Genomic DNA, 11,360 nt, shown 5'->3' on the forward strand with positions numbered 1-11,360 from the left:
CTTTGCGTGAACATGATTCAAACATAGCCAAAACGATCATGAATTGACAATAAATGTTCTCGCGACTGCACGAAAGCGAGAATTCCGTTTGATCGCGGTTGTTTACGAGACCGAAACACTCACGGGCCGGACTGCGCGCTTCTGCGGCCGTGGTTGTGGTGCTGGTGCTGGTGCTGAGCCGCTGCCAATGAGGAGCTGCCGGTCGCTGAGCCGACGCCGGTGCCGTCCGGAGGGCACATCACCCTGACGACTTTTTGCGCGGCGTCAAATTTGACCGCGCGCAAAACACCTCTCGGGAGATGCCCCGCCCGGCGCGCTCGACCTCGCGCGGATCGGCCGGGGGCCGGACGCCCGGCGAGAGTGCCCAAGTCGGGGTCGGCAATCGATTCGGGCCCCCACTTGGGCACTCTCGGCGGCCCGGGCAGGCTGGCAAGCAGGGAGACGGGCAGGGCGGCAGGCAGCCGACCTACGAGGCGATGACGATCTCGACGCCCGCCGCACCGAGACCCCGCTCGAGCTCGGCGGGCACAGGCCGGTCGGTGACCAGCACGTCGATCTGGTCGAGCGGACAGATACGCGCGAAAGTCGTCTTCTCCATCTTCGTCGAGTCGGCGACGACGACGACCTTTTTCGCGACCTTGGCGAACTGCTGGCTCACATCGGCCTCGCCCTCGTGCAGGGTCGTCGCACCGAAGCGCACACTCAGCCCGTCGACGCCGAGGATCGCCACGTCGAGCGCCATCTCGGCCAGCGAGTTCGAGACCAGCGGGCCCACGAGCTCATACGACTGGCGTCGAGACACCCCGCCGGTGACGACGATCTTGACGTGCGATCGCACCGACAGCTCGTAGGCGATGTTGAGCGCATTCGTCACGATGGTGACGCCGAAGTCGCCGTCGGAGCGGACGAGCCGATCGCTCCGGCCGAGCTCGCGGGCGACCTCGCTCGTCGTGGTGCCACCGTTCAGCCCCACCGAGTCGCTCACCGACACGAGCGCAGCAGCGGCCCGGGCAATCGTCATCTTCGCCTCGGCCTGCCGGGCGATCTTGTATTGGAGCGGCAGCTCGTAGCCACTGCCGAGCGACGACGCGCCGCCGTGGGTCCGCGTGACGAGCCGCTGCTCGGCGAGCGTCGCAAGGTCGCGTCGCGCCGTCGCGGCCGAGATGCCGAGCGCCTCGCCGATCTGGGCGATCGTCACATTGCCGCGTTCCGAGACCAGTTCGAGGAGCTCGTTCAAGCGCTGCTGCTGCGTCATGGGGCAATCCTAGGGTGGTGACGACTCGGATCCTTGATCGAATTTGACGTTTTTCTCTTGAATCACTCACAACCGATCTTCTAGGATGCTCATCAGCGCATGCCGCCGCTCAGCGTGATCGAAAGGACCCTCCATGACCGACACCTTCGTGGCCGAAGAACTGGCCTCCCAGCCCGAGACCTGGCGGAGGGCGGCCGCACTCGCCCCCGAGTTCGCCGACGCGCTGCCCCAGCCCGGAGAACGCGTCGCGGTCGTCGGCTGCGGCACGAGCTGGTTCATCGCGATGACGTATGCCGTGCTCCGGGAGCGCGCCGGCCTCGGTCTGACCGACGCCTTCGCCGGATCCGAGTATCCCGTCGGTCGCGAGTACGACCGCGTCGTCGCCATCTCGCGCTCGGGCACGACGACCGAGATCGTGCAGCTTCTCGCCGGGCTCACCACCCAGAAGACCGTGCTGCTGACCGCGGTCGGAGACTCCCCCGCCGCCGCCGAGGCCGACCAGGTCATCGCGCTGCCTTTCGCCGACGAGCGGTCGGTCGTGCAGACGCGCTTCGCCACCACCGGGCTGGCGCTCCTCCGCGCCGGGCTCGGCGACGACATCGAGATGCTGGCGCGCCAGGCCGAGATCGCGCTCGACCTGCCCATCGACGATCTGCTCTCGGCCGAGCAGGTCACCTTCATCGGCACCGGGCCGGCGGTCGGCCTCACCTTCGAGGCGGCGCTCAAGACCCGCGAGGCGGCGCAGTTCTGGGCCGAGTCGTATCCGTCGATGGACTACCGTCACGGCCCGATCGCCATCGCTCAGCCCGGCCGTCTCGTCTGGTCGCTCGACGAGGCTCCCGAGGGGCTCGTCGACGACGTCGATGCCACCGGCGCCACCTTCGTGCATCACGATCTCGACCCGCAGGCGGCCCTCGTCGTGGTGCACCGCTTCGCCGTCGCCCTCGCCGTGGCGCGCGGTCTCGACCCCGATCACCCCCGCTCGCTGACGCGCTCCGTCATACTCGCCTCGTGACTTCTGCCGACCTCGACCGCGACGCCGCCCCCGCGGTCGTCGGCGTCGACGTCGGCGGCACCACGATCAAGGCGCGCCTGTTCGACGGCTCCGCCGAGGTCGTCGGCGAGTGGCGCGTCGCCACTCCGTCGGGTGATCTCGACGCGTCGGGCACCATCCGTGCCGTGGCCGAGATCGTCGACGCCGCCCGTCGGCTCCGGCCGGTGGCGGCCGTGGGGCTCGCCGTTCCCGGCGTGGTCGACGACGAATCGGGCGTCGCGGTCGCCAGCGTCAATCTGGGCTGGCGCGACCTGCCGCTCCGCGACCTGCTCTCCTCCCAGATCGGGCTCCCGGTCGGATTCGGCCAAGACGTCCGGGCGGGGGCTCTCGCCGAGAGCACGACCGGCGCCGCCCGCGACATCCCCGGCGGTATGGCGTTCGTGGCGATCGGCACCGGGCTCGCCAGCGCGTTCGTGCAGGGCGGCACCGCCCTCGTCTCGGGCGGATGGGCCGGCGAGATCGGCCAGGTCGTGCTTCGGCACGGTGCCCTCGCGGGGCTGCGCGTCGAAGAGGTGGCCTCGGCGGGTGGCCTGGCGCGGCGGCTGGGGGCGGCGAACGCGCGCGAGGCGGCGGAGAGAGTGCGGGCCGCGGATCCTCGGGCTGTCGCGTTCTGGAACGACGCCGTCGAGGTGCTCGCCGACACTCTTTCATGGATCGCGGCCGTCGCGGCTCCCGAGATGATCGTCGTGGGTGGCGGACTCGCCGAGGCGGGCGATCTGCTGTTCGATCCGCTGCGGAGAGCGCTCGAAGAACGCCTGGCGTTCTCGCGCCGGCCGACCCTCGCGCGTGCCGCCCACGGTGACGCCGCAGCTATCGTCGGGGCCGGCGTGCTCGCGCGGACGGCGCTGCTCCCATGAGCGCCGGTCGCCTGCCCGGCGCCTCCCTCGACAGGCGGGAGCGCAGGATCCTGCGGCTCGACCGGGTCGTCACACCCACCTCGGTCTTCGCCCCCGGCTTCGTCGTCGTACTAGACGGCCTGATCGACTTCGTCGGCGCCGTCCTTCCGCCCGGGCTCGACGCCGCGGAGGTGGAGCACGTCACCGGAACCGCCCTGCCGGGCTTCGTCGACCAGCACGTGCACGGCGCCCTCGGCATCGACTTCGGCTCGGCGACCGCGGCCGAGGCGCTTCGCGTCGTCGACTATCACGCCGCCCGGGGCTCGACGAGTCTCGTGGCCTCGGTGGCCACCGCCCCGCTGCCGGCTCTGGAGCAGGCGCTCGACACGCTGGCGCCGCTCGTCGGGTTCGGCCACCTCGCCGGCATCCACCTCGAGGGGCCCTTCCTGTCAGCCGCTCGCCGTGGAGCGCACGATGCGTCGCTGCTGGTTCCGCCGACGGCCGATGCGCTTTCCCGCCTGGTCGACGCGGCGGCCGGGTCGCTCCGCATGGTCACGCTCGCGCCCGAGCTGCCCGGTGGCCTCGACGCGGTCTCGTGGCTCGTCGAGCGCGGCATCACCGTCGCCCTCGGCCACTCCGACTGCGACGCCGCGACCGCGACCGCGGCCTTCGATCGGGGTGCGACCGTCGTCACCCACCTCTTCAACGGCATGCGGCCGCTGCACCACCGTGAGCCGGGGCTCGTGGGCGCAGCTCTCGACGACGACCGGGTCAGTGTCGAGCTGATTCTCGACGGCCACCACGTCGCGGGATCGGTGGCCGCGCTGGTGCGGCGCCTCGCTCCCGATCGCCTCGTGCTGGTCTCGGACGCGATGAGTGCGACCGGTCTGGGCGACGGATCCTATGCGATTGCCGGATCAGCGGTCACGGTGACCGACGGCGTCGCCATGCTTGCCGACGGGTCGTCGCTCGCGGGGAGCACCGCCACGGTCGGCGATGCGCTGGTCCGGCTGGCCGAGCTCAGCACCGCACGCTCGGCGGTGGCAGCGTCGGCGCCATCGATCGCAGTCGAGGCTGCAGCCGTGACGTCGGGTTCAGCATCGAGGGGCCTCGGCCTGGTGCCGCCTCTCTCGCCCGGCGCTCCCGCCGACCTCGTGATCGTGGACGACCAGACGTTCGGAGTCGAGAGGGTCTTGCGCCGAGGCACCTGGCTCTCCGTGAGCTGAATGTTAATGATCTGCTGACGTCACCGGTGCCACGACGTCGTCCCGAGGAAAACCCGAGGCGGGATCAGGCCGCCTCGGGTGCTCGATTCTGAAACCACTGCACCAGCTGCCGAACAGCGGGCTGGTCGGCAGCACCGAGGGCGCCCCGACCGATGTCGTCGAAGGTCGAACGGTAGCCGGGAATCGACTCGGCGAGCTCGTCGGTCACGGCCTCGTAGCCCATCGACCACGACGGGAAGCGACGTTCGGCCACCTCGTCTTCGACGAGCACTGCCACGTCGCCGTGTCGGGGATCGGCGGTGATGATCGCCAGGCGATCCCGCACGACCTCGTCGGGCCCCTCGAGGACCTGCAGGAACAGGCCGTCGCGGTAGAGCAGAAAACCGGTTAGACCGAGCCGGCGGTTGTTCGACCGGCTGTTCATCAGCAGCGTCGCCAGATCGGAATCGTCGAAGGACCCCTTGGCGGCACTCGTGTAGACCACTGACAACATGACAGCTCCTGTTCGTTACGACCAGCCTGGACGAACCGGGCAGGGCCGGCCAGCCCCAGGACAGGGGGCGACCAGACGGGAATAGAGAGACCGGACCGGCAGGATCCCGCGCTCCCGTCAGCCCACGGGAAGCCGAGTGGCGAGATACGGCGCCGTCCGGCTCGCCGATACCGACGCGACGTCGGCGGGCGTGCCCGACGCCACGACGAGACCACCCTCGTCGCCTCCCGCGGGGCCCATGTCGATCACGTGGTCGGCCGCCGCGACGACGCCCATGGCGTGCTCGACCAGCACGACGGTGTTGCCCGCGTCGACCAGTCGGTTCAGCTGGACGACGAGCAACTCGACGTCGGCCGGGTGCAGGCCGGTGGTCGGCTCGTCGAGCAGGTACAGCGTGTGGCCGGGCCGGGCGCGCTGCAGCTCGGTCGCGAGCTTGATGCGCTGCGCCTCACCACCCGACAGCTGCGGTGCCGGCTGCCCCAGCCGGAGGTAGCCGAGCCCGACCTGGCGGAGCGTCTCGAGCCCGCGGTGGGCTGCGGGAATCGCGCTGAGAAACGGCGCCGCCTCCTCGACCGTCATCGCGAGCACGTCGGCGATCGAGGCTCCGTTCCAGAGCACCTCCAGGGTCTCGGGCGCGTAGCGGGTGCCGTGGCACTCGGGGCATGGAGCCCAGCTCCCCGGCAGGAAGAGCAGCTCGACCGAGACCGAGCCCTCACCCTGGCAGACCTCGCAGCGGCCGCCCGCCACGTTGAACGAGAAGCGCCCGGCCGACCAGCCACGCGCTCTCGCCTGGTCGGTGTCGGCGAAGGCGCCGCGCACGGCGTCGAAGAGGCCGGTGTAGGTGGCGAGGTTCGAGCGGGGCGTGCGGCCGATCGGCTTCTGGTCGACCTGCACGACGCGGTCGACGAGAGGATGCTCGGTCGCGTGCTCGGCCAGGACGTGCCCGACGAGCGTGGACTTGCCGGATCCTGAGACTCCTGTCACTGCCGTCATCACGCCGAGCGGCACGTCGACGTCGAGACCCCGCAGGTTGTTGCGCGTGACCCCGCGGAGTTCGAGTGTCGCCGCCGGCCGCCGGGTCTCGGTGTCTGCGGCCACGGGCGAAGGATCCAGGAACCGCCGCGTGACCGACGTCTCGATGCCCGCAAGCCCCTCGACCGGCCCGCTGTAGAGCACCTCGCCGCCGCCCGCCCCCGCTCCGGGGCCGACGTCGACGATCCAGTCGGCGCGGCGCACGATGTCCATGTCGTGCTCGACGACGAACACGCTGTTGCCGCTCGCGCGTAAGCCGTCCAAGACCTCGATGAGCGACTCGGAGTCGGCGGGGTGCAGCCCGGCGCTCGGCTCGTCGAGTACGTAGACGACACCGAACAGGCCGGAGCGCAGCTGGGTGGCGATGCGGAGTCGCTGCATCTCGCCCGGAGACAGGGTGGGTGTCGCCCGGTCGAGACTGAGGTAGCCGAGGCCCAGGTCGGTGAGCACCTCGACGCGGGCGAGCAGGTCGCGCGAGATCGTGACGGCCACCTCGGTGCGTTCTCCGGAGGACGCACGGGACGTGGCGGCACCGGCGTGCTCCAGCGTCGCGATGGGTCGGAGAACGTCGGCGAGAGCGGCGAGCGGAAGCCGGTTGAGCTCGGCGATCGTGGTTCCGCCGACCGTGACGAGCAGGGCGGCCCGGGTTAGGCCGCTCCCTCCGCAGAGCGAGCAGGGCCCCGACTCGACGAACTGCAGCATCTTGGTGCGCTGGGTTTCGCTCTGCGAGTCGGCGAGGGTGTGCATCACGAACTGTCGCGCGCTCCAGAAACGCCCCTTGTAGGGCTTGGCGACGCGGTCGCGCTGGGGCTGAACCTCGACGACGGGCTGCTCGTCGGTCAAGAGCAGCCAGTCGCGGTCGGCGCGGGAGAGCTCGCGCCAGGGCCGGTCAATGTCGTAGCCGAGCACGGCCGTGACATCGCGGAGGTTCTTGCCCTGCCAGGCTCCAGGCCAGGCGGCGATCGCTCCGTCGCGGATGCTGAGCGTGTCGTCGCGCACGGCCGACGCCTCGGTGACCTCGTGCGCGATGCCGAGACCGTGACAGCGGGGGCATGCACCGGCGACGGTATTGGGCGAGAACGAGTCGGACTCGAGGCGGGTCGCCCCGTCGGGGTAGCTTCCGGCGCGCGAGTAGAGCATCCGCACCGAGTTGGAGAGCGTCGTCAGAGTGCCGACGGTCGAGCGCGAACTCGGCGCGCCCCGCCGCTGCTGCAGGGCGACGGCCGGCGGCAGTCCGGTGATCGAGTCGACGTGCGGGGTCGACCCCTGCGCGATGAGCCGGCGCGCGTACGGCGCCACCGACTCGAGGAATCGGCGTTGGGCTTCGGCGAAGATCGTGCCGAATGCGAGCGACGACTTGCCGGATCCTGACACCCCCGTGAAGGCAACGAGACGGTCGCGCGGCACATCGACGTCCACGTCACGGAGGTTGTTCTCGCGGGCGCCGCGGACCCGGATGAATCCGTCGCGGGCGGATTCGTCGGGCAGGCGGGTCAGACGAGGATCCGGCGCGGCCCCGCTCGAAGTCGGGTGAGGGGCGCTGGGAGGGAGTGCAGGCATCCAGTCGATGGTAGACGCCGTGGTTCGCCTCTGCGCAGGGAGGCCCGTCGCCGCTAGTCGCGGGCTGCTGCGGCGTCGATCGCGGTGGCCGCGTGGCGGAGGCAGTCGATGAGGCCCTGGTCGAACACGCAGGGGGACGTCTTGACGACGTCTTCGATGGCCGCGTTGTAGGTGCCTGCAATCGACTCGAACGCCTCTTCGCCCCGGAAGGTGAGGGTCAGCAGCTGGCTGCGGCGATCGGTCGGGTGGGCGATTCGCTCGACGTGGCCGGCGCGGTCGAGCCGGTCAACGAGAGCAGTGATGGCGCCGGTGGAGAGGTCGAGCTCGGCGCTCAGGGCCTTGGGCGTGCACTCTTCGGTGCTGCCGATGAGGAAGATGGCCGTGAGCTCGCTCGTCGAGAACCCGAGGTCGTGGGCGAGACGGTGGCGGATGCGCCGGTGGGCCCCGTCGATCTCGGTGAGGGCGGCAGAGAGTGCTGTCACTGCCTCGACGATCTCGGCCGGATCGGTCGGAGCAGGTTTCGGTGTCTTGGCGATGGTGCTGGTGGTGCTGGTGTGTGAGGTCATCCGTGGTCTCTTTGTTGTCGTGATGGGCCATCCATGGCCGCACCTCAGGGTATGGATCCGAGTGGGTCAGACGTAAGACCCCCTAAGAGGGGACTTGGCTCACTCATCAAACTATCTCATAGTTGAGCTAACGCACCGGTGAATGTCCTGGCAATTGACTAACCAACTCTTCGAGATTGCCACTCATCGTGCAGGTGCCTCATTTTTCTACTCAGTGTCCCACCCACTTTCAGGAGCAAGCCAGTGTCGAACCCCACCCCCGTCAAAGCCAAGCGCATTCGCTTCGCCCCCATCGCCATCGCGACCGGCGTCCTCGCCGCCGTCCTCCTCTCGGTCACCATGACGGGCACCCTGTCGGGCTTCGCCGCGCAGATCACCAACTCGAACAACACCGCCGCCACCGGCGCCCTGACCATGCAGGAGCAGAACTCCGGCGCGACGGTCACCTGCACCTCCACCGACGGCGGCTCGGTCTCGAACAACACCGCCACCTGCGCCACGATCAACAAGTTCGGCGGATCGACCACGATGATCCCCGGCCAGACGGTCACCACGCCCGTCACCATCAAGAACACCGGCACCGTCGCCGCGAGCACCTTCACCCTCACCCCCGGCGCCACCTGCGCCCAGTCGAACTCGGGCGCCGCCAACGGCACCGCCACCGACCTCTGCGCGAAGCTCTCCGTCGTCATCACCAACACCACCGCCAACACGGTCGTCTACTCGGGCACGCTCGCCGCTCTCGCCGGCTCGTCGGCCTACACCCTCCCCGCCGTCGCCGCCGGTGGCACCACCGGGTTCAGCTTCGCCGTGACCCTCGCCTCCTCCGCCGGCAACACGTACCAGGGCCTGCAGGCATCGCTGCCCCTCGTCTGGAACTACGCCAGCTAGTCACACCCCCACCGAATACCGGGGGCCGCCGAATCGACCCCCACCCCGCCGCCGGGCGGGAACCCCAGCCCCCGCTGGAGTTCCCGCCCACAGCCCTGGAGATCATCGTGACCGACACCCGCGACACCACCCCGACCGAGACGCCCCTCGCGCCGGCCGCGGTCCGTGCCGACGACGTCGTCACCCTCGACGCTCAGCACATCGAGCTCGCCAGCCTCACACCGCGCCCCGGACGCACCGTGATCGCGAGCATCGCTCTGATCGTCGTCACCGCGCTCGGCGTGGCACTGATCGCAGCAGCGCTGCTGTTCCACCTCCAGGGCGGCAGCTGGTTCATCGTCAAGACCCCGTCGATGGGAACCGCGGCTCCGGTCGGCACCCTCGTCCTCACCACCCCGACGACCGCCGACGACCTCCACGTCGGCGACGTCATCGCGTTCCACCCGCCGACCTCACCCACCGAGACCTACACGCACCGCGTGATCGGGATCGGCACGACCGGGCTCATCTCGACCCGGGGCGACATCAACGGCGCCACGGATCCTTGGCAGCTGACCGACTCGAACCTCGTCGGCAAAGCGACCACCGTGCTGCCCGGGCTCGGCTGGCTCATCCGCGGGCTGCCCATCGTGCTCCTCGGCCTCATCACCGTGTGGCTGCTCACCGCCCGGGTGAAGATCGCAACCCGCAAGGTCTCGTACCGCATCACCGGCGTCTCGCTCGTCGTCTCGGTCACCGCGTTCATCCTGAAGCCGTTCACCGGAGTGGTCGTCGAGCAGGTCACCACGACCGGCGGTCACCCGGGTGCGATCGTCGTGTCGACCGGCCTGCTGCCGATCCGCGTCCAGGCAGTTCACGGCACCCATGCCGACCTAGCCACCGGCCAGGTGGGGCACCTCACCGTTCCGGCCTCGGCCCACCAAGACTTCTACAGCCTCTCGACAGCCCTGCACCTCGGCTTCTGGGGGTGGGTCGTCTTCGGTTTCATCTGCCTGCTGCCGTTACTCTGGACCATGATCGTCGGACTCCCCCCGAAGCAGGACGAGGTCGTCGCGTGACGAACCGCATCGCCCGCCGCCTTCGGGCCCTCCGGCGCATCCACGTTCTGGCCGGACTCGCAGTCATCGCCCTCGCCGCCGTCTGCATCACCGCCGAGAGCGTGCCCTCCTCGACCGCCGGGTACTTCGCCAAGGTCACGAACAGCACGAACACCTCCGCGACGGCCCCGTACTTCAAGTGCACCGACGCCGAATCGGCCGACAAGGCGAACGCGCTGTTCCAGTACTACCTCAACGAGGCATCAGGGTCGACGACCGCTGTCGACAGCGACGGCAAGGCGGCCAACGGCACTTACCAGGGGTCCATGACCTCAAGCACCGCGACGCCGATCGCGTGCTCGCGCGACACCGGCGGCGCGTACGTGCTGAACGGCACATCGAGCTTCGTCTCGACCGCCTCGTCGGTCGCCAACCCGACCACCTTCAGCGAAGAGGTCTGGTTCAAGACGACCGTCGCCGGTGGGCTCCTCATCGGATTCGGCAGCAACCAGGTCACGGCCTCCGGCCAGCACGATCGCCAGATCTACCTGAATACCTCGGGGCAGCTCGTCTTCGGCGCCTACAACAACGCCACCCAGGTCGTCACCTCGACCAAGGCCTACAACGACGGCAAGTGGCACCACGTCGCCGCGACCCTGTCAGCCGCGACCGGAATGCGCCTCTACGCCGACGGTGGGCTCGTCGCCTCGAACGCCTCGTACACCGCCGCCGAGAACTACACCGGCTACTTCCGTGTCGGCTACGACACGACAAGCGGCTGGCCGGGCTCGGCGACCAACTACTATTTCACCGGATCCATGCGTTACGCGGCCGTGTACAGCACGGTCCTCACCGCCCAGCAGGTCTCCAACCACTACGCCGCCGGTCAATAACCTCCCGTCGCGGCAGAATCCGGATCAGGACGACATGACCGACTCCGCTCCCTCCCCCACTCCCGAATCTGTCGACCCAGACCAAGCGGGGCTCATCGGGCTTCTCGGTGCCTTCCAGCACCTGCAGTCGCAGAACCTCCGAATGAGCTCGCATCTGTCTCAGGTGCTCTCGCTCGGCTCGACCGATCTGCGCGTGCTCGTCTACCTATTCAGTACCGAGAACGTCTCTCCACGCGACCTGGCGGCAGTGCTCGGCCACACCACCGGCTCGATCACAGCCCTCATCGATCGCCTCGAGAAAGCCAGCGACGTCGAGCGCCGCCCGCATCCCACGGATCGCCGGAGTCAGCTCCTTCACCTCACCGACAAGGGCCGCGCCGCCGTCAGTCAAGTGATTGACGTCTACAGCACGGCATTCGACGGCGTCTTCTCGGGCGCCGAGCTCCGCGCCGCCACACGTACGCTCACCGCTCTCGGCGACGCCCTCGTGCAGTCGCTTCCGGAGCCCACGGAGTAG

Annotated in this window: 11 protein-coding genes; 7 read left to right on the forward strand and 4 right to left on the reverse strand. The window is 69.3% G+C overall.

Annotated elements, in window-relative coordinates; translation table 11 throughout:
• Positions 1-466: 466 nt before the first annotated feature.
• Entirely contained in the window at positions 467-1,255 is a 789-nt protein-coding gene (locus tag VH571_RS02450) for a DeoR/GlpR family DNA-binding transcription regulator (protein ID WP_055960567.1), read from the reverse strand.
• A gap of 133 nt (positions 1,256-1,388) precedes the next feature.
• Here VH571_RS02450 and VH571_RS02455 point away from each other — a divergent pair, with 133 nt between their 5' ends.
• Genes VH571_RS02455 through VH571_RS02465 form a run of 3 tightly spaced genes read left to right on the forward strand, consistent with a single transcriptional unit; the run spans position 1,389 to position 4,371 of the window.
• The gene (locus tag VH571_RS02455) at positions 1,389-2,270 is read left to right on the forward strand and encodes an SIS domain-containing protein (RefSeq protein ID WP_055960569.1); all 882 of its coding nucleotides are present in this window, start codon (positions 1,389-1,391) and stop codon (positions 2,268-2,270) included.
• Positions 2,267-3,166: an ROK family protein gene (locus VH571_RS02460; RefSeq protein WP_423263144.1), complete on the forward strand. Its 900-nt coding sequence runs from the start codon at positions 2,267-2,269 to the stop codon at positions 3,164-3,166. Before VH571_RS02455 ends, VH571_RS02460 begins: the two co-directional genes overlap by 4 nt.
• On the forward strand, positions 3,163-4,371 hold the full coding sequence (locus tag VH571_RS02465; RefSeq protein WP_423263145.1) for an N-acetylglucosamine-6-phosphate deacetylase: 1,209 nt from the start codon (positions 3,163-3,165) through the stop codon (positions 4,369-4,371). The genes VH571_RS02460 and VH571_RS02465 overlap by 4 nt, the downstream gene beginning before the upstream one ends.
• Positions 4,372-4,435: 64 nt before the next feature.
• Here the strand turns inward: VH571_RS02465 and VH571_RS02470 are convergent, their stop codons facing one another.
• From VH571_RS02470 to VH571_RS02480, 3 genes are all read right to left on the reverse strand, one after another.
• Entirely contained in the window at positions 4,436-4,864 is a 429-nt protein-coding gene (locus tag VH571_RS02470; protein ID WP_123941201.1) for a BLUF domain-containing protein, read from the reverse strand.
• A 117-nt stretch (positions 4,865-4,981) separates the two neighbouring features.
• Positions 4,982-7,456 carry an ABC transporter gene (locus VH571_RS02475; protein ID WP_423263146.1) on the reverse strand — a complete coding sequence of 825 codons (2,475 nt, stop codon included), beginning with the start codon at positions 7,454-7,456 and terminating at the stop codon, positions 4,982-4,984.
• A 53-nt stretch (positions 7,457-7,509) separates the two neighbouring features.
• Positions 7,510-8,022, reverse strand: a complete 513-nt coding sequence (locus tag VH571_RS02480) for a MarR family winged helix-turn-helix transcriptional regulator (RefSeq protein WP_423263147.1) — start codon at positions 8,020-8,022, stop codon at positions 7,510-7,512.
• A 243-nt stretch (positions 8,023-8,265) separates the two neighbouring features.
• Here VH571_RS02480 and VH571_RS02485 point away from each other — a divergent pair, with 243 nt between their 5' ends.
• From VH571_RS02485 to VH571_RS02500, 4 genes are all read left to right on the forward strand, one after another.
• A complete protein-coding gene (locus VH571_RS02485) occupies positions 8,266-8,913 on the forward strand; it encodes a hypothetical protein (protein ID WP_123941195.1) in 648 nt (215 codons plus the stop codon).
• A 107-nt stretch (positions 8,914-9,020) separates the two neighbouring features.
• On the forward strand, positions 9,021-9,971 hold the full coding sequence (locus VH571_RS02490) for a signal peptidase I (RefSeq protein ID WP_423263148.1): 951 nt from the start codon (positions 9,021-9,023) through the stop codon (positions 9,969-9,971).
• On the forward strand, positions 9,968-10,843 hold the full coding sequence (locus tag VH571_RS02495) for a LamG domain-containing protein (RefSeq protein ID WP_423263149.1): 876 nt from the start codon (positions 9,968-9,970) through the stop codon (positions 10,841-10,843). Before VH571_RS02490 ends, VH571_RS02495 begins: the two co-directional genes overlap by 4 nt.
• A 34-nt stretch (positions 10,844-10,877) precedes the next feature.
• A complete protein-coding gene (locus VH571_RS02500; RefSeq protein ID WP_423263150.1) occupies positions 10,878-11,360 on the forward strand; it encodes a MarR family winged helix-turn-helix transcriptional regulator in 483 nt (160 codons plus the stop codon).

This window comes from Frondihabitans sp. 4ASC-45, from assembly GCF_049472575.1.
In the GTDB taxonomy this organism is placed as follows: Bacteria; Actinomycetota; Actinomycetes; order Actinomycetales; family Microbacteriaceae; genus Frondihabitans.